Origin of the sequence: Streptomyces sp. R44 (assembly GCF_041053105.1) — a bacterium.
Classification (GTDB): domain Bacteria; phylum Actinomycetota; class Actinomycetes; order Streptomycetales; family Streptomycetaceae; genus Streptomyces.
On the sequence record NZ_CP163444.1, the window covers coordinates 2,605,711 to 2,623,075 of the forward strand.

Sequence of the window (17,365 nt, forward strand, 5' to 3'; positions counted from 1 at the left end):
ACCGACATGTCCGAGGACACCCAGGAGCAGACCGCGGCCGCCGAGCCTGCCGCGCCCTCCCGCCGCACGGTCATCGGCTGGGGCGGTGCCGGGCTCGCGCTCGGTGCCGCCGCGGCCGGCGGCGCCGTCGCGCTGACCCGCGAGGGGGACACCACCGCCCCGGTCGCCGACACCGGCGGGGCCGTGCCCTTCCACGGCCCGCACCAGGCCGGCATCGCGACCGCCGTGCAGGACCGGCTGCACTTCGCCGCCTTCGACGTGAAGACGAAGGACCGCGCGGAGCTGATCCAGCTCCTCAAGGACTGGACGCGGGCCGCCGAGCGGATGACGGCCGGCGCGGAGGTCGGCGAGGGCGCCTACGGCGGCCTGCCGGAGGCCCCGCCGGACGACACGGGCGAGGCCCTCGGTCTCAAGCCCTCCCGTCTCACCCTGACGATCGGCTTCGGCCCCTCGCTCTTCGACGGGCGCTTCGGGCTGAAGGACAAGCGGCCCGGGGCCCTGGTGGACCTGCCCAAGTTCCCGGGCGACAACCTGGATCCGGCGCGCAGCGGCGGCGACATCTGCGTGCAGGCCTGCGCGGACGACCCGCAGGTCGCCGTGCACGCCATCCGCAACCTCGCGCGGATCGGCTTCGGCAAGGTCGCGGTGCGCTGGTCGCAGCTGGGCTTCGGCAAGACGTCCTCGACGACCCCGGACGCCCAGACCCCGCGCAACCTCTTCGGCTTCAAGGACGGCACCCGCAACATCGCGGGCACCGAGACCGACCGGCTCGCGAAGCACGTGTGGGTCTCCGGCAAGGACGCCGAGGGCGGCGCGGCCTGGATGGACGGCGGCTCGTACCTCGTCGCCCGCCGCATCCGCATGAACGTCGAGATCTGGGACCGGACTCCGCTCGCCGAGCAGGAGGACATCTTCGGCCGGGACAAGAAGGAAGGCGCCCCGGTCGGCAAGGCCAAGGAGCACGACGAGCCGTTCCTGAAGGCGATGAAGCCGGACTCGCACGTCCGGCTCGCCCACCCGGACAGCAACAACGGCGCGACGCTGCTGCGCCGCGGCTACTCCTTCACGGACGGCACGGACGGCCTCGGCCGGCTGGAGACGGGCCTGTTCTTCCTGGCGTACCAGAAGGACGTCCGGACCGGCTTCATCCCGGTGCAGACCTCGCTGGCGTCCGACGCCCTCAACGAATACATCCAGCACGTGGGTTCGGCGCTGTTCGCCGTCCCGCCGGGCGTCCGTGACAAGGACGACTGGTGGGGCCGGGCGCTGTTCGCATAACGGAGGAGGAAGAACCGACGTGTTCGGAAACTATCTGATCGGCCTCCGCGAGGGCCTCGAAGCCAGTCTCGTCGTCTGCATCCTCATCGCGTACCTGGTGAAGACCGGGCGCCGGGACGCGCTGAGGCCGATCTGGATCGGCATCGGCGTGGCCGTCGGCGTGGCCCTGGCCTTCGGCGCCGGCCTGGAGTTCGGCTCCCAGGAACTGACCTTCGAGGCGCAGGAGGCCCTCGGCGGCTCGCTGTCGATCCTCGCCGTGGGTCTGGTGACCTGGATGGTCTTCTGGATGCGCCGGACCGCCCGGCACCTGAAGACGGAGCTGCACGGCAAGCTGGACGCGGCCCTCCAGATGGGCACCGGCGCGCTGGTCGCCACCGCGTTCCTCGCGGTGGGCCGCGAGGGCCTGGAGACGGCCCTCTTCGTGTGGGCCTCGGTCCGGGCCTCCTCGGACGGCTCGTACGCGCCGCTGATCGGCGTCGTCCTGGGCCTGCTCACGGCCGTCCTCCTCGGCTGGCTGTTCTACCGGGGCGCGCTGAAGATCAACCTGGCGAAGTTCTTCACCTGGACCGGCGGGATGCTGGTCGTGGTGGCGGCGGGCGTGCTCGCGTACGGCGTGCACGACCTCCAGGAGGCCCGCTTCCTCGGCGGCCTCTCGGACAAGGCCTTCGACATCTCCGCGACGATCCCGCCGGACAGCTGGTACGGCACGCTCCTCAAGGGCGTCTTCAACTTCCAGCCGGATCCGACGGTCCTTCAGGTCACGGTGTGGGCGCTGTATCTGATCCCGACGCTCGCGCTCTTCCTGGCCCCGATAGGGTCGGGTCCGTCCGTGCGGGTGAAGAAGCAGAAGGCGACCGATGAGAAGGCTGAGGCTGAGGCGAGCGCTTGAGCGGTGGTCGCCCTCCGGGGACCGCCGGCCGGCGAGGTTCCTCGCGGCGACGGCGGCGGCGACCGTCCTGACGCTGACCGCGAGCGGCTGCGTGACCGTGCACGGTGAGCTGGCGCTGCTGCCGCCGGCGACGAAGGCCGAGGCCGCGCAGGCCCTCACGGACTTCACCACCGCCTACAACAAGGCCGACAAGGCCTATGACCCGGCCCTGGACGCGGGCCGGGTCACCGGTCCGCTCGGGGCGATCAACCAGGCGGGCCTGCGCGCGCGGTCGATCAACACGCCCGGCGGCAACCCGGACCACAAGCCCCTCGCCCTGACGGACGCGCGCTTCGTGCTGCCCCGCAAGGCGGGCTGGCCGCGCTGGTTCGTCGCGGACACCGCCTCCAACCGGGGCTCAGGCGACGACCGCTGGCTCCTCGTCTTCGTGCGCAACGGGCCCGAGCAGCTGTGGGAGGCCGCCTACCTCGCGATCCTCCCCCGGGGCGACGTCCCCGCGTTCGCCGAGGAGGAGGGGTACGCGGTGCCGGTCGCCGCGGACAGCGACGCGGTCGCGGTCGCGCCCGGGGAGCTCGGCGAGAAGTACGTGGCGTATCTGAAGGACGGGCAGCCGGGGCCGTTCGCGCCGGGCCTGCACACCACGGAGTGGCGGGCGCAGCGGCAGAAGGCCGCCAAGCGGCCGGGCATCGCCACCCAGTACATCGACCAGGTCGCGGACCGGGGGGACTTCGCGCCGCTCGCGCTGCGGACCCGGGACGGCGGCGCGCTGGTCTTCTTCGCGATCCGGTACTTCGAGCGGCAGACGACGGCCAAGGGCTACCGGCCGAAGGTCGGCGCCGACACGAAGGCACTGCTGACCGGCGAGATCAAGAACACGGTCACCCGGGAGTGGGTGTCCAGCCAGGCGGTCCTCGTGAAGCCGGCGGGCACGGACCGCGACGGGGTCAGGATCGCGGGCCGGCTCCAGGGCGTGGTGGGCGCGGAGGGCTCGTAGCCCTGCGCCGGGCGCCCCGGGCTCAGCGCGTCAGCGGCCAGGCGATCTCGTGGGCCTGGTGCTCCCCGTCCCCGTCCGCCTCGCGCTCGGCCACGTGGCGGGCGCAGGCGTCCTGGAGGGCCTCCAGGAGGTTCAGCGGGTCGGGCAGCGGGTGCTCGGGGCCGCGAAGCCAGGCGACGACCGGGTGGGCGTCCTCGTCGCCGGGGAGCCGGGCGGGCGGGACGAGGACGTAGCTGCCGCGGCAGTGCCAGCGCAGCCCCGGGTGCTCGTCCATGGTCTCGGGGTGGCAGTCCAGCTCGCACGGCCACCACTCGTCCTCGTCCTCGGGGGTGCCGCGGGTGGCGGTGAAGAAGAGCATCCGTCCGCCGACCGTGTCGACGTCGGCGGACTCGGCGACGGGCCCGACCTCGACGCCCTCGTCGAGGAGCCGCTCCAGGGCGGCGCGGCCGGCGGCGAGGGGGACGTCGAGGACGTCGTGGACCATGCCGGTGGCGGTGATGAAGTTCGCCTCGGGCGCGTTCCGCGCCCAGCGCTCGATCTGGCCGCGGTCGGTGGTCGACTGGGTCTGCCAGGCGAAGGAGACGGGGTGCCGGGCGGGGGTGGGACAGCCGATCCGCTCACAGGAACAGCTGTAGCCGACGGGGTACGCGGCGGGGGCCAGGGGCAGCCCGGCGGCGGCGGTGGCCAGGAGCAGCTTCTCGCGGTCGTTCTCGTCGTCGGCCGCGGTGCGTTTGGGGCGCCTGCGCAGCCACTGTGCGAGTTTGCTCTCCGTGCCGCGGTAGCGGCCGATGCCGTCGCCCATCTATCCCCTCACACCTCATGCTCGCCCGTTCGGCTCTGCCCATGGTCCCACCATCCTGCGCCCCGGGTGACCGGAGTGCGGAACCGGGGTGGTCACAGCGGGCGGGAGCGGGGGCGGGCACGGGGTCAGGCGCGGGGGGCGAGGCCGCGCAGGGCGAGATCGACGAGGGTGTCGGCGTAGGCGTGGGTGAGCGGCAGGGTGCGGTGGATCCAGCGGTGGTGGAGGGGTCCGACGAGGAGTTCGACGGCGACGCGGGGGTCGACGCCGGGGTCGATGTCGCCCTTGGCCTGGGCGGCCTCGATGCGGCGGACGTAGTACTGGAGCTGGGGTTCGAGGAGGGCCTCGGTGAAGCGGGCGCCGAGCTCGGGGTCGACGATGCCCTCGGCGGCGAGGGCGCGGGTGGGGCCCTCGAAGGCGGGGTCGGTCATCTCGTCGACGGTGGCGCGCAGGACGTACTTGAGGTCGGCGGCGAGGTCTCCGGTGTCGGGGATCTCACTGTCGGCATCGCCACCGAGCGCTTCGTTGGCACGGGCGGCGAGGTCGAGGAAGGCGTCGAGGAGGACGGCCGCCTTGGAGGGCCACCAGCGGTAGATGGTCTGCTTGCCGACGCCGGCGCGGGCGGCGATGCCCTCGATGGTGGTCTTCGCGTAGCCGGTCTCGGAGACGAGGGCGAGGGCGGCGTCGAAGATGGCGCGGCGGGAGCGCTCGCTGCGGCGGGAGGCGTCGGGGGCGGCCTTGGCGGGCCGGGGCGCGGACGCCGCCTCGGACATGGGGCCGGACTTCGGGGCGGACATGGCGTCGGACTCGGGACGGGACTCGGGAGCGGGCATGACCTCAATCTAGCAGCAGGCGAGACGGGTCGTCTCGCCACTCGAACGGGCCCGAACCACCCGAACGGTCCACAGCGCGAAGGCCGTCGAGAGCGGACCATGGGGTCCTCCGATCGTCAACCGATCACCGCCGTTCTCCGTGAGGAGGCTTCATTGCGCTCCACTCCGCGCACGTCCTCGCCCCGCCGTTATCTGATGTGCCCACCCACGCACTTCACGGTGACGTACTCCATCAACCCCTGGATGGACCCCACGAAACCGGTCGACCTGCCGCTCGCCCTCGCCCAGTGGGAGGACCTGCGCGACCGCTACCGCTCGCTCGGCCACACCGTGGAGCTCCTGCGGCCCGACCCGGCGCTGCCGGACATGGTCTTCGCGGCGAACGGCGCGACCGTCGTCGACGGCCGGGTCCTGGGCGCGAAGTTCGCCCATCGGGAGCGCGCGGCCGAGGCCGACGCCCATCTGTCCTGGTTCCGCAGGAACGGTTGGGCGGACGACGCCGTGCGGGCCCCGGAGCACGTGAACGAGGGCGAGGGCGACTTCGCGGTCACCGCCTCCTGGATCCTCGCCGGCCGCGGCTTCCGCTCCAGCCCGCTCTCCCACGACGAGGCCCAGGAGTTCTTCGGCCGCCCGGTGATCGGCCTGGAGCTGGTGGACCCGCGCTACTACCACCTGGACACGGCGCTGTGCGTCCTGGACGACGCCCGGGACGAGGTCATGTACTACCCGGACGCCTTCTCCCCCGGCAGCCGCGCGGTCCTGGCCCGGCTCTTCCCGGACGCCCTGATCGCGACCGCCGAGGACGCGGCGGCCCTCGGCCTCAACGCGGTCAGCGACGGCCGGCACGTCCTGCTCCCGCAGGCCGCGGTGGGCCTCTTCGGCCCGCTCCGCGCCCGCGGCTTCGAACCGGTCGGCATGGACCTGGGCGAACTCCTCAAGGGCGGCGGCAGCGTGAAGTGCTGCACCCAGGAGCTGCGGCCGTAGCCGCGCCCTAGATGTTCTGTCTTGGGAGGTTGTGGACGGGTGAGCCAGGTCTCGGTGGAGGGATCTTGAACAGGTGAGGGCCTTCCGGTTCGGTGTGGATTGCGACGTCTACACCTGACCGAAAGGCCCTCGTGCCCCACCGTAATGCACCCCTGACCGAGACCGGGCGCCTGCGTCTGGCCCGCTGTGTGGTTGAGGACGGCTGGCCGCTGCGGCGTGCCGCCGAACGCTTCCAGGTCTCACCGACCACAGCCCAGCGGTGGGCTGCCCGCTACCGCCACGACGGCGAAGCGGGCATGACCGACCGATCCTCACGCCCTCGTCACAGTCCCGGGCGGACCCCGACCCGCACCGAGCGGCGAATCATCAAGGTCCGTGTCCTGCGGCGCTGGGGCCCGGCCCGCATCGCCCACCACCTGCGACTGGTGCCCTCAACCGTGCACCGGGTCCTGACCCGGTTCGGGCTGGCCCGTCTGACCCATCTGGACCGTGCAACCGGCCGGAACATACGCCGCTACGAACGCGAGAAGCCCGGCGAACTGGTGCACGTGGACATCAAGAAGCTCGGCAACATCCCCGACGGCGGCGGCCACAGGGTGCTGGGCCGCCAGGCCGGCCGCAAGACCCGCAAGAACGCCGGCTACAGCTACATCCACACCGCCGTCGACGACCACTCCCGCCTCGCCTACAGCGAGATCCACACCGACGAGAAGAAGGAGACCGCCACCGCCTTCTGGCAGCGGGCCCACGCCTATTTCACCAGCGTCGGGATCACCGTGGAACGCGTCCTGACCGACAACGGCTCCTGCTACCGCTCCCGCGACTGGCGCGACAGCCTGACGGCAGCCGGGATCACCCACAAGCGAACCCGGCCCTACCGACCCCAGACCAACGGCAAGGTCGAACGCCTCAACCGCACCCTCCTCGACGAGTGGGCCTACGCCCGCCCCTACCACTCAGAGCAGCAACGACGCGACGCATTCCCCAGCTGGCTGCACACCTACAATCACCACCGCGGACACACCGCGCTCGCAGGCAAACCACCCGCCAGCCGCGTCCCCAACCTCACAGGGCAATACACCTAGAGCTCCTCCTCCGGCGGCCAGGAGTCGCCCCACTCCGCGTCACGGGCCTGCTTGTACAGGGGCCCGTGCCGCTTGGTGACGGTGTCGCGGCCGAGGCCCTCGGGACCGCAGAGCTCCAGGAGGACCTGGCCCTTGCGGATCTGCGGCCTGCGGGTGATCCGGGAGGCCGCCGGGGTCACCGGGAAGCGGACGGCGGCCACGTACGCGTACTTCTCGTCCTCGTACGGCAGCGAACCGCCCTTCACCTTCCGGTGCAGCGAGGAGCGGCTGACCCGGGCGGAGAAGTGGCACCAGTCCGTGCCGGGCACGATCGGGCAGGCGCCGCTGTGCGGGCAGGGCGCGGCGACGGTGAAGCCGGCGTCGATCAGCCGCGTGCGGGCCGCGATGATCCGCTCGTAGCCGTCGGGGGTGCCGGGCTCGACGATCACGACGGCCTGCGCGGCGCGGGCCGCCTCGGTGACGAGCGCCGCCCGGTCGGCCTCGGTCAGTTCCTTGAGCACGTACGAGACGGTGACGAGGTCGGATGCGGGCAGGCTCAGCGCGGCGCCGATCCGCTCGCGCCGCCACTCGGCCTCGAAGACCCCGGCGGCCAGTTCGCGGCCGAGCGCGAGGGCGGGCTCCGCCCAGTCCAGGACGGCCGTGCGGGGCGGCTGCTCCTCCCAGGCCTCGGCGACGGCCCAGCTCGCCGCGCCCGTCCCGCCGCCGACGTCGGTGTGGGTGCGCGGCTCCCAGTCGGGCGCGGCCGCCCGGAGGGCGCCGAGGGCGCCCCGTACCGCCTCGAAGGTCGCCGGCATCCGGTACGCGGCGTACGCGGCGACGTCGGAGCGGTCGCGCAGCACGGGGGCGTCGGTCGGGGTGGTCCCCCGGTAGTTGGCGATCAGCCGCTCGACGGCCTGCGCCGCCCGGCTGGGCGGCAGCCCGTCGAGGAGCGCGGCGAGGGCGGCGCGCAGGGAGTCGGCGGAGGGGGAGGACACGGCGTTCACCGAGACAGTCTAGGCGGGCCCGCCGGTCCGGGGTTCCGTCGCGCGCGGGGCCTCCGTCGCGCGCGGGGCCTCCGTCGCGCGCCAGGGCCGACACAGGCCCAGGAAGCAGGCGAGGGCGAGGACGGCGCAGCTCAGCTGGACGACCGCCATGGGGACGGCGGTGTGCTCGCCGGCGATGCCGACGAGCGGGGAGGCGACGGCGCCGATGAGGAAGGAGGAGGTGCCGAGGAGCGCGGAGGCGGAGCCGGCGGCGTGCGGGGTGCGCATGAGGGCCTGGGCGTTGGTGTTGGGCATGGCCAGGCCCATCGCGGACATCAGGACGAAGAGTCCGGCCGCGATCGGGGCGAGGCCGACCTCGCCGAGGACGCCGGTGGTCATGAGGGTGAGCGCGAGGCCGGCGAGCAGGATGGTGCCGAGGCCGAAGCCGAGCGCCTTGTCGAGGCTGACGCGGCCGACGAGGAGCTTGCCGTTGATCTGGCCGACGGCGACGAGCCCGACCGAGTTGAGGCCGAAGAGCAGGCTGAAGGTCTGCGGGGAGGCGCCGTAGATTTCCTGCACTACAAAGGGGGAAGCGCTGATGTACGCGAAGAGGGCGGCGAAGGCGAGTCCGCCGGTCAGCATGTAGCCGGTGAAGACCCGGTCGGCGAGGAGCCCCCGCATGGTGCGCAGCGCCTGCCCGACGCCGCCTTCGTGCCGCCGCTCCGGGGGCAGCGTCTCGTGGAGGAAGCGCCAGACGACGACGGTGAGCAGGACGCCGATCACGGTGAGGACGTGGAAGACGCCCCGCCAGTCGGTGAGCCGGAGGATCTGGCCGCCGATGAGGGGGGCGATGATCGGGGCGACGCCGGAGATCAGCATCAGGGTGGAGAAGAAGCGGGCCATCTCGACGCCGTCGTAGAGGTCGCGGACGACGGCGCGGGCGATGACGATGCCGGCGGCGCCGGCGAGGCCCTGGAGCAGCCGGAAGCCGATGAGGAGTTCGGCGCTGGGCGCGAGGGCGCAGACGGCGGTGGCGAGGACGTAGACGGCCATGCCGATGAGCAGCGGGCGGCGGCGTCCCCACTTGTCGCTCATGGGGCCGACGACGAGCTGGCCGAGGGCCATGCCGGCGAGGCAGGCGGTGAGGGTGAGCTGGACGGTGGCGGCGGGGGCCCGCAGCGCGCCGGTGACCTCCGGGAGGGCCGGGAGGTACATGTCCATGGAGAGCGGGGGGAGGGCGGTGAGTCCGCCCAGGACGAGGGTGACGAGGAGCCCCGTCCGCCGGGCGGCGGTGACGACCGGGGCGGGTTCGCTTATGTGTCCCTGTGTTGTTTTCTGGCCGCTCTCCGGCATCGACTGCTCCATTTCGTTGAATCCTTACCTATGCTCTCAGCTCGATCGGCATGGTCGAGACCTGTGGGGTGGAGATGGACGCGAACAGGACAGTGCGCTGGGGAATCCTGGCGACGGGCGGGATAGCGGAGCGGTTCACCACGGACCTGATGGCGCTCGACGGCGCCGAGGTGGTCGCGGTGGCGTCCCGTACGGAGGCGTCGGCGAAGGCCTTCGCGGACCGGTTCGGGATTCCGCGGGCGTACGGGGAGTGGGCCGGGCTCCTCGCCGACGAATCCGTCGACGTGGTGTACGTGGCGACTCCGCATCACGCGCACCGCACGGCCGCCGGCCTCGCCCTGGAGGCGGGCAAGGCGGTGCTCTGCGAGAAGGCTCTCACACTCAACGCCCGCGAGGCGGAGGAGTTGGTGGCTCTCGCCCGGGACGGCGGCCTCTTCCTCATGGAAGCGATGTGGATGTACTGCAACCCGCTGATCCGGCGCATCGCGGAACTGGTCCGCGGCGGGGCGATCGGCGAGATCCGCACGGTCCAGGCGGACTTCGGGCTCGTGGGCCCCTTCGACGCCGGCCACCGGCTGCGCGACCCGGCGGTGGGCGGCGGGGCGCTGCTCGACCTGGGCGTGTACCCGGTGTCGTTCGCGCACCTGCTGCTCGGCGAGCCGTCCGCGGTCCACGCACACGCGCGGATCTCGCCCGAGGGCGTCGACCTGAACACGGGCATGCTGCTGGGCTGGGACTCGGGCGCCTCGGCGCTGCTGTCCTGCTCCCTGGAGGCGGACACGCCGCTGACGGCCTCGGTGACGGGCACCGAGGGCCGGATCGACGTTCCGCGCGGCTTCTTCTTCCCCGAGCGGTTCACCCTGCGCCGGAACGGCCACGAGCCGGAGGAGTTCGTGTCGGCGGACGACCCGCACTCCTTCCGGCACGAGGCCGCCGAGGTCATGCGCTGCCTGCGGGCGGGCGAGACGGAGTCCCCGCTCGTCCCCCTGGACGGTTCGCTCGCGGTGATGCGGACGCTCGACGCGGTACGGGACCGCGTCGGCGTCCGCTATCCGCAGGAGCTCACGCGGGTGTGAGGCCCGGGTTGCCCGCCTCCGTGACATAGGAGGCGGCGGTGGTGACGGGAGCGCCCGGCCGGGTCACGTACGGCACCGTACGGAAGTCGGCGCGGGCGCTCCCCTCGCCGAGGGCGACCGTCACATAGCCGCGCCGCCCGTTGAAGAACCGCAGGTGCGGGTTGGCCTGCATGAGCTTGTCGTGGTTCGAGGGCCGGTCGGCGCCGTCCTGCGGGCACTCTCACGAGCGCGAAGCGCGTCGTCATAGACCACCCGCGCACACCCAAACGCCTTCGCCAACGCCGAGCGCTGCGGGCCATTCGGGTACATGCGAAACGAGTACCGGAGCTGCCTGTCGGTCAACGTACGATCATCGACCCACGATCCGATACCGGAACATTCATGCGAGGACTCACCGCCAGGCGTGGAGAACATCCACCTGCTGGACGGATGAGTTCATGGGGCACGCGTCTCGCGTACGCTGCGCGCCCATGAGCATCGCAGTGGTGACGGGAGCCGGTTCGGGCATCGGCCGGAGCGTGGCGCTGGCCCTCGCGGCGGCCGGCTGGTCGGTGGCCCTGGCGGGCCGCAGGGCGGAGGCCCTGGAGGAGACGGCGGCGGCCCTGCCGACGGGCGACTTCCTGACCGTCCCGACGGACGTCACATCGGAGGACGAGGTCACGAGCCTCTTCGCCTCGGTCCGGGCCCGCTACGGCCGGGTGGACCTGCTCTTCAACAACGCCGGTACGTTCGCGGGCGGCGGCGTCCCCGTCGAGGACCTGGACCCGGCGACCTGGCGCGCGGTGGTCGACGTGAACCTGACGGGCGCGTTCCTGTGTGCCCAGGCGGCGTTCCGTGCCATGAAGGAGCAGGACCCGCAGGGCGGCCGGATCATCAACAACGGCTCGATCTCCGCGCACGTGCCGCGCCCGCACTCGATCGCGTACACGGCGACGAAGCACGCGATGACGGGCCTGACGAAGTCCCTGTCGCTCGACGGACGCCCGTACCGGATCGCCTGCGGCCAGATCGACATCGGCAACGCGGCGACGGAGATGACGGCCCGCATGCAGACCGGCATCCTCCAGGCCAACGGCGAGCTGGCGGTGGAGCCGGTGATGGACGCGGCGGACGTGGCGGCGACGGTGGTGCACATGGCGGCACTGCCGCTGGAGGCGAACGTGCAGTTCGCGACGGTGATGGCGACGGCGATGCCGTACATCGGCCGGGGGTGAGGGGCACCCCCGGCCGGGGGATCAGGCCTGCCCGGTCTCGAACCGCGAGATCTTCCCGCCGTCGACGGTGAAGACCCACTTGGTGCGCATCGAGCCCCAGGTGTCGTTGCGGTAGTCGGCGACGAGCGCGAGCCCCTCGTCGGCCTCGGACTGGACGTCCATGTGCCCCCGCGAGGCGAACACCTCGCGGTCGAGCCACTGCCGCAGCTCACGGTCGGAACCGTCGTCGGACATGGTCGCGCCGGGGGTGAGAAGGTCGGCCATGGCCGCCTCGTCGTTGGCGTTGAGGGCCGCGACGAAGGCACGCACGACCGGATTGCTGAGCTGACTCACGGGAATGGTCATGTCCCACCCGTACACCCGCGGGGCGCCCGTCTCCGGGCGCCCCGGCCGTGAGGTCCCCCCGACAGCGGTCCGGAACCGTCAGGACCAGTCGCAGGCCTTGCCGTCGCCGTCGCGGTCGAGGCCGGAGCGGTAGCCGGGTTGGCCGGCGTAGAGGGGGGCCTTGCCGGCGGCGCGGACGGCGTCGCAGTTCTTGTAGTAGGCGGCGCCGCCGTCGTCGGAGCCTCCCGAACCGCTTCCGCTTCCGCTTCCGCTTCCGCTTCCGTGGCGGTCCGGGTCCGGGTCGGGGTTCAGTCGCGCGTAGTCCTCCGAGGGGCAGGACAGGCCGGGCCGGGCGAGGGAGAGCCGGACCGTCATGTACTCCGGCCGCTCGATGTCCTCGCCCGCCTCCGGGTCCTGGAAGCAGATCCGCCAGTCGTCGTGACGGGCCGCCAGGTCGACGTCCGTGTACACACTGGCGCCGCGGATCTCCTTGAGGCCCGCCTTCCGGAGCACCTCGGAGCCGGCCGCGAAGGTCGTGCCGACGACGTTCGGCACCTTGGGGAAGACGACGGCGTCGCCGTCCCGCGCCGGGCAGGGACTCGACTTCTCGACGGCGGCGAACTCGATGCCGATCCGCCGCCCTTCCTCGATCGCGGCGGTCTTCCCGGCCGCCGGCTCCTGGAAGCAGACCTTCCAGTTGCCGTCGACGAGCTGCATCCTGTCGTCCTCGGTCGCGTCGTGTGACCGCGCCCGGAACCCCGCCTCGTACGCGGCCCGCGACGCGGTCTCCAGGTTCTGGCCGACGTAGTCGGCGACGACCCGGCGCACGATCGGCGTGGGCGTGGGGGTGGGCGGGGTGTACGGAGTGAACGACGGGAACGCGCTCACCCGCGGCTCGGCGTCGGCGGCGTCGGCCACCGCGGGCTCGGACGCCGGCGGCTCGCTCGTGCCCAGGGCCACGAACCAGAGCGCGGACAGCACCGTCGCGAGCACCTTCCGCCCCGGCGACCAACGGCTGCGCCAGGCAAGGACGATGCCCAGGGGAGGCAGCAGGACCAGACAGAAGACGACGGCCCCGGGCCGCCGCCACCGCGACTCCTCCCGCACCGACCCCTTGTCCCCCTTGGCTCCCCTGTCCGGCGACACGCCCACCCGACCCTGCCCCTCCCTGACGACGTCTCGGCGGCACACAGGGTATGACCTGCGCGTTCACCGCCCGCGCCCAGGGTGGCCCCCGGTCAGTCGAGGCAGAACTCGTTGCCCTCGGGGTCGGTCATCACGAGGTGTCCGCTGCCCATCGGCGGGGCGGGCTCGAAGCGGCGCACCCGCTTCGCCCCCAGCCCCACGAGCCGGTCGCACTCGGCTTCGAGCGCCGCCATCCGCTCCTCCCCCTGGAGCCCGGGAGCGGCGCGCACGTCGAGGTGGACGCGGTTCTTGGCGACCTTGTCCTCGGGCACCTGCTGGAAGAACACGCGCGGACCCTCGCCGTCCGGGTCCTCGATGGCCGACCGCGTGTTGCGCTGGTCCTCCGGCACGCCGATCCGCGCGAGGAACGCGTCCCAGGCGGCCAGCGGGTCGGCGCCCTCGGGCAACTCCACTCCGGGCGGCCCCGGGTGGACGTACCCCAGCGCCTCGCGCCAGAAGGAGGACAGGGCCCGGGGGTCGTGCGCGTCGAAGGTGACCTGGAAATGACGGCTCATTCGTACGGCTCCGTTCGTAGCGGGTTCGCGAGGCGACCGTAACCGAGCCCACTGACACCGGCCCGGCGGAACACCCGGCCCGAGCGCGGCGTCCGAATTGCGCCAGCGGTACGGTGCCGCCCCACGCGACCCTGTCGGCATGAGCACCTACCTCGCCCGCCCCGTCTCCCCCTCCGCCCTCGCCCGGCTGCGCGTCACGGACGACGCCGGCCGCGCCTGCGTGCCGTACACCGCCACCGACGGCGGCCATCCCCTCCGCTGCTGCCTGCGCCTCTCCGAGCCGGGCGAGCGGATCGCCCTCGTCTCGTACGCGCCGCTGCGCCGCTGGGCCGCCGAGACCGGTGCCGAGCCCGGCGCGTACGACGAGCAGGGTCCCGTCTTCGTCCACGCCGAGGACTGCGGCGGCCCCGCGCCCTCGGAGGCGTACCCCTTCTCCCGTGCCGGGGCGCTCCGCACCCTGCGCCGCTACGACGCGGCCGGCAGGATCGTCGGCGGCCGCCTCCTGGAGCTCCCCGAAACCCCCGCCGAGGGCTTCGACCAGGCCCTCGCCGAGGCCTTCGCCGACCCGGCCGTCGCCCTCGTGCACGTCCGTGCCGTCGAGTACGGCTGCTTCCACTTCGAGGTCCGGCGCCCCTGAGGGCTACCGTCCGGCGGTGTCGCACAGGGCGCGGTCGACCAGGTCACTGGCCGCCTTCTGCTGCCGGATCGTCCTGCCGAGGTCGTTGAAGCTGGTGGTCAGGGAGACGGTGACGGTGCGGCGGCCGTCACCGGTGGCGCCGTTCAGGGTGATGTAGCCGGCTTCGCCCCCTTCATGGCTCCAGTAGCTGCCGCCGCAGCTCAGGGGGCGGGCGACGAGGCCGAGGCCGTAGCGTCCGCCCGGCCAGAACACCTCGAACTCCTTGGGGACCGGGACCGTGTCCCGCATCTCGGCCAGGCGCGCCCCGGACAGCAGCTCGCCGCCGAGCAGCCCCTGGAAGAAGCGGTTCACGTCCGCCGTGGTGGAGACGTAGCCGCCGAGGTCGGGGACGAGCTGCTCGGTGACGTCGATCCGTTCGCCGGAGCCGAAGACCTGGTAGCCGTCGGCGTGCGGGCGGCGCAGGGTGGGCGTGGCGCCCGGGAGGTACGTGTGGTGCATGCCGAGCGGTCGCAGGATCCGGCTCTCGACCTCCTCCTGCCAGGGGCGGCCGGCGACCTTCTCGACGATCATGCCGAGGACGACGTAGCCGGTGTTGGAGTAGCCCCAGCCGGTGCCGGGCTCGAAGTCCGGGTGGTGCCTCATCGCCCGGGCGACGATCTGTTCGGCGGTGTACGTGTCGTGACGGTGCTGGTAGTACTGCTGCGGGGTGTCGAAGCCGGGCAGGTCGTCGTGGAGGCCGCTGGTGTTCCGCAGCAGCTGACGCACGGTCATCTTCCGTCCGTCGTTGCCGTTTCCGGCGATCACACCGGGCAGCCGGCGCTCCACCGTGTCGTCCAGCGACAGCCTGCCCTCGTCGACCAGCTGCAGGACCACGGTCGCCATGAGCGCCTTGCCGGTGCTGGCGATCCGGAAGTAGCCGTCCCGGGGCACCGGCCGCTTCGTGCCCACCTCGGCGACGCCTGCGGTGGCGACCAGGTCCCGCCCGGAGGCCGTGGTCACCCGCGCCTGGACGCCGGTGATCCCCAGCGCCCGGAGGGCTTCGGTGTCCCGGCGCAGGTCGTCCTGCCGGTAGCCGGGCGCGGAGGGCGCGGACGCGCCGTTCGAGGACTGGACGGTCGCGGCCACACCCGCGGTGGCGAGTGCCGCCGCCACCGCGACGGCCGGCCATGTGCGGCCGGTCCGGCGGCGACGCTTCGGGGACGGGTGGCTCTGCGGCGCTGAGGCCGGGGTGGTGGATGTCATGCCGGTCACGCTAGGGAGGCGCCGAGTGGCACGTCGCTGCCGCAGAGGGCCGGTGGTGAGCTACAGCGGGCTGTAGTGCCGTGCCGGCCGCCGGGCACGTACGGTCGCTTCCGGGGGCCGGCTCCGGTCCCGTACGACAGACGGGGGCGGACCGGTGGACCAGTGGTGGCTGCGGACCGGGCGCGCCGGACGCTATCTCCTCGGCACCCTGGCGACCGCGACGGTGACGCTCGCGGCGGCGCCCCTCCTGTGCGTACCGTCGGCGGCGGCCGCCTGGGCGGAGCGCCACCGCCGGCGTGCCGGGGCGCTGCTCGGCCGACCGGTGGAGCCGGGCCCGCGGCCCCTCCGCCGCGAGCTGGCCTGGCTGGTGGTGCAGGTGGCGACCGGTCTGCCCGCGGGAGTGATCGCCCTGCTGTGCCTGGGCAATCTGCTCCTCACCCTCGTGGTCGCCGTGGGGTGGTGGGCCTTCCCCGCGTCGGATCCGCCACGGCTGCTGCTGCTCGACGTCCGTGTCGACGGGTGGGTCCCCGCCCTGACGGTCAATCTGGTGCAGCTGCTGCCCCTCGCGGCGCTCGCGGCCCTCGCCCTGCCACCGCTCGCCCGGGTGCACGCCCTGTGCTGCCTGGCGGTCCTGGCACCGTCTCCGGCGGAACGGCTGGCCGCGCGCGTCACGGAGCTCACCCGGACGCGGGCGGACGTCCTGCGGGCGCACGGTGCGGAACTCCGCCGGATCGAGCGGGACTTGCACGACGGCACCCAGGCCCGGCTCGTGGCCATCGCCCTGCGGCTCGCCGTGGCCGGCGAGACCCTCCCCCGGGACCCGGACGCGGCCGCAGCGCTCGTACGGCAGGCGCGGGCCGAGACCGAGGAGGCCATGACCGAGCTGCGTTCCGTCATCCGCACCATCTATCCCCCGGTCCTGGCCGACCAGGGTCTCGTGGGCGCGCTCGGCACCCTGGGCACCAGGGCCGGTGTCCCGACCCGCATCGGCGTCGGCGAGCTCGGCGAGGTCCCCGCCGCGGTCGAGGCGGTCGCGTACTACGCCGTCACCGAGGCGCTGGCGAACGTCGCCCGGCACAGCCGGGCAACGAAGGCCGCCGTCTCCGTCGACCGCGACGGCGCGCTGCTCCGCGCGGAGATCACGGACGACGGGACGGGCGGGGCGGACGCGTCGCGGGGCAGCGGTCTGGACGGAATCCGTCGCCGCGCCGCCGCCCTGGACGGCACCATGAAGATCAGCAGCCCGCCGGGCGGGCCGACCGTCGTCACCGTGGAGCTGCCGTGCGTGTAGTCATCGCCGAGGACAACGTCCTGCTCGCCTCCGGACTCGAACTCCTCCTCGGCTCCCAGGGCTTCGAGGTCGCCGCGATCGCGGACGACGCCCCCGGCTTCCTGGCCGCCGTCGAGGCCCACCGGCCGGACGTCACCATCGTGGACGTACGGCTGCCGCCGGGCTTCCGCGACGAGGGGATCCGCGCCGCCCTCCAGGCCCGCCGCGACCACCCCGGACTTCCCGTCCTGGTCCTGTCCCAGTACGTCGAGCAGGAGTACGCGGGCCGCCTCCTCTCCGACACCGGCGGCGGCATCGGCTACCTCCTCAAGGACCGGGTGAGCCGCATCGCGGAGTTCACCGAGGCACTGCGCCGCGTGGCGGCGGGCGGCACCGCCCTGGACCCGGAGGTCATCGCCCAGCTCCTCGCCGTCCGCGGCGATCCGGTCGACGCCCTCACCCCCCGGGAGCGCGAGGTCCTGGCGCTGATGGCCGAGGGTCACGACAACGCGGGCATCGCCCAGCGGCTCTTCGTCACCGACAACGCCGTGCACAAACACATCGGCAGCGTCTTCCTCAAACTCGGCCTCTCGGCCGGCGACAGCGGCCACCGCCGAGTCCGCGCGGTCCTGACCTGGCTCCGCCGCCACGGCGGCCCGGAGCCGGGCTGACGAGTCCGGGAAGGTCCCGCTGGAGACTCGGGGCTTTCCCCAGCGGGACTCTTG

18 protein-coding genes and 2 pseudogenes are annotated in these 17,365 nt (G+C 73.0%); 10 read left to right on the top strand and 10 right to left on the bottom strand.

The window, feature by feature from the left end:
- Positions 1 to 6: 6 nt before the first annotated feature.
- The 3 genes from efeB to AB5J54_RS12055 are packed head-to-tail and all read left to right on the top strand — an operon-like array spanning position 7 to position 3,161.
- Entirely contained in the window at positions 7 to 1,278 is a 1,272-nt protein-coding gene (gene efeB, locus AB5J54_RS12045; RefSeq protein WP_369143922.1) for an iron uptake transporter deferrochelatase/peroxidase subunit, read from the top strand.
- A 19-nt stretch (positions 1,279 to 1,297) separates the two neighbouring features.
- Positions 1,298 to 2,167 carry an iron uptake transporter permease EfeU gene (efeU, locus tag AB5J54_RS12050; protein ID WP_369143923.1) on the top strand — a complete coding sequence of 290 codons (870 nt, stop codon included), beginning with the start codon at positions 1,298 to 1,300 and terminating at the stop codon, positions 2,165 to 2,167.
- Positions 2,136 to 3,161, top strand: a complete 1,026-nt coding sequence (locus AB5J54_RS12055) for a hypothetical protein (RefSeq protein WP_369143924.1) — start codon at positions 2,136 to 2,138, stop codon at positions 3,159 to 3,161. Before efeU ends, AB5J54_RS12055 begins: the two co-directional genes overlap by 32 nt.
- A 22-nt stretch (positions 3,162 to 3,183) precedes the next feature.
- On the opposite strand, the gene AB5J54_RS12060 is transcribed toward AB5J54_RS12055, so the two are convergent.
- Positions 3,184 to 3,963, bottom strand: coding sequence for a bifunctional DNA primase/polymerase (locus AB5J54_RS12060; RefSeq protein ID WP_369143925.1), 780 nt, complete (start codon positions 3,961 to 3,963; stop codon positions 3,184 to 3,186).
- A gap of 125 nt (positions 3,964 to 4,088) precedes the next feature.
- On the bottom strand, positions 4,089 to 4,733 hold the full coding sequence (locus tag AB5J54_RS12065; protein ID WP_369149297.1) for a TetR/AcrR family transcriptional regulator: 645 nt from the start codon (positions 4,731 to 4,733) through the stop codon (positions 4,089 to 4,091).
- Positions 4,734 to 4,946: 213 nt separating this feature from the next.
- Between AB5J54_RS12065 and ddaH the strand changes: the two genes are divergently transcribed.
- Both ddaH and AB5J54_RS12075 read left to right on the top strand, forming a co-directional pair.
- A complete protein-coding gene (gene ddaH, locus AB5J54_RS12070; protein WP_369143926.1) occupies positions 4,947 to 5,777 on the top strand; it encodes a dimethylargininase in 831 nt (276 codons plus the stop codon).
- A 131-nt stretch (positions 5,778 to 5,908) separates the two neighbouring features.
- Positions 5,909 to 6,862 (top strand): IS481 family transposase, encoded by a 954-nt coding sequence (locus tag AB5J54_RS12075; RefSeq protein ID WP_369143927.1) that lies wholly within the window; start codon positions 5,909 to 5,911, stop codon positions 6,860 to 6,862.
- Here the strand turns inward: AB5J54_RS12075 and AB5J54_RS12080 are convergent.
- Positions 6,859 to 7,845 (bottom strand): small ribosomal subunit Rsm22 family protein, encoded by a 987-nt coding sequence (locus AB5J54_RS12080; protein WP_369143928.1) that lies wholly within the window; start codon positions 7,843 to 7,845, stop codon positions 6,859 to 6,861. The two genes, AB5J54_RS12075 and AB5J54_RS12080, sit on opposite strands and share 4 nt — an antisense overlap.
- 9 nt (positions 7,846 to 7,854) lie before the next feature.
- Positions 7,855 to 9,177 carry a Bcr/CflA family multidrug efflux MFS transporter gene (locus AB5J54_RS12085; RefSeq protein ID WP_369149298.1) on the bottom strand — a complete coding sequence of 441 codons (1,323 nt, stop codon included), beginning with the start codon at positions 9,175 to 9,177 and terminating at the stop codon, positions 7,855 to 7,857.
- 50 nt (positions 9,178 to 9,227) lie between these two features.
- Between AB5J54_RS12085 and AB5J54_RS12090 the strand changes: the two genes are divergently transcribed.
- Positions 9,228 to 10,253 carry a Gfo/Idh/MocA family protein gene (locus AB5J54_RS12090; RefSeq protein WP_369143929.1) on the top strand — a complete coding sequence of 342 codons (1,026 nt, stop codon included), beginning with the start codon at positions 9,228 to 9,230 and terminating at the stop codon, positions 10,251 to 10,253.
- On the opposite strand, the pseudogene AB5J54_RS12095 reads toward AB5J54_RS12090, so the two are convergent.
- Both AB5J54_RS12095 and AB5J54_RS12100 read right to left on the bottom strand, forming a co-directional pair.
- A pseudogene (locus tag AB5J54_RS12095) lies at positions 10,240 to 10,464 on the bottom strand (alkaline phosphatase); the annotation flags it as partial. The gene AB5J54_RS12090 and the pseudogene AB5J54_RS12095 overlap by 14 nt on opposite strands.
- A pseudogene (locus AB5J54_RS12100) lies at positions 10,464 to 10,562 on the bottom strand (helix-turn-helix domain-containing protein); the annotation flags it as partial. The pseudogenes AB5J54_RS12095 and AB5J54_RS12100, both read right to left, overlap by 1 nt.
- 128 nt (positions 10,563 to 10,690) lie before the next feature.
- On the opposite strand from AB5J54_RS12100, the gene AB5J54_RS12105 reads away from it, so the two are divergent.
- The gene (locus tag AB5J54_RS12105; RefSeq protein WP_369143930.1) at positions 10,691 to 11,467 is read left to right on the top strand and encodes an SDR family oxidoreductase; all 777 of its coding nucleotides are present in this window, start codon (positions 10,691 to 10,693) and stop codon (positions 11,465 to 11,467) included.
- Positions 11,468 to 11,488: 21 nt separating this feature from the next.
- Here AB5J54_RS12105 and AB5J54_RS12110 read toward each other — a convergent pair whose 3' ends face one another.
- The 3 genes from AB5J54_RS12110 to AB5J54_RS12120 all read right to left on the bottom strand — a co-directional run bounded on the left by AB5J54_RS12110 (position 11,489) and on the right by AB5J54_RS12120 (position 13,491).
- Positions 11,489 to 11,812, bottom strand: a complete 324-nt coding sequence (locus tag AB5J54_RS12110; protein ID WP_369143931.1) for a nuclear transport factor 2 family protein — start codon at positions 11,810 to 11,812, stop codon at positions 11,489 to 11,491.
- 78 nt (positions 11,813 to 11,890) lie between these two features.
- Entirely contained in the window at positions 11,891 to 12,937 is a 1,047-nt protein-coding gene (locus AB5J54_RS12115) for an excalibur calcium-binding domain-containing protein (protein ID WP_369143932.1), read from the bottom strand.
- 92 nt (positions 12,938 to 13,029) lie between these two features.
- Positions 13,030 to 13,491, bottom strand: coding sequence for a VOC family protein (locus AB5J54_RS12120; protein ID WP_369143933.1), 462 nt, complete (start codon positions 13,489 to 13,491; stop codon positions 13,030 to 13,032).
- A 139-nt stretch (positions 13,492 to 13,630) separates the two neighbouring features.
- On the opposite strand from AB5J54_RS12120, the gene AB5J54_RS12125 reads away from it, so the two are divergent.
- Positions 13,631 to 14,128, top strand: a complete 498-nt coding sequence (locus tag AB5J54_RS12125) for a DUF1203 domain-containing protein (RefSeq protein WP_369143934.1) — start codon at positions 13,631 to 13,633, stop codon at positions 14,126 to 14,128.
- 3 nt (positions 14,129 to 14,131) lie between these two features.
- On the opposite strand, the gene AB5J54_RS12130 is transcribed toward AB5J54_RS12125, so the two are convergent.
- Complete coding sequence (locus tag AB5J54_RS12130; RefSeq protein ID WP_369143935.1) at positions 14,132 to 15,370, bottom strand: serine hydrolase domain-containing protein; 1,239 nt, start codon at positions 15,368 to 15,370, stop codon at positions 14,132 to 14,134.
- Positions 15,371 to 15,524: 154 nt separating this feature from the next.
- Between AB5J54_RS12130 and AB5J54_RS12135 the strand changes: the two genes are divergently transcribed.
- Both AB5J54_RS12135 and AB5J54_RS12140 read left to right on the top strand, forming a co-directional pair.
- Positions 15,525 to 16,661, top strand: a complete 1,137-nt coding sequence (locus tag AB5J54_RS12135; protein WP_369143936.1) for a sensor histidine kinase — start codon at positions 15,525 to 15,527, stop codon at positions 16,659 to 16,661.
- Positions 16,652 to 17,311, top strand: a complete 660-nt coding sequence (locus AB5J54_RS12140; protein WP_369143937.1) for a response regulator — start codon at positions 16,652 to 16,654, stop codon at positions 17,309 to 17,311. Before AB5J54_RS12135 ends, AB5J54_RS12140 begins: the two co-directional genes overlap by 10 nt.
- Positions 17,312 to 17,365: the final 54 nt, after the last annotated feature.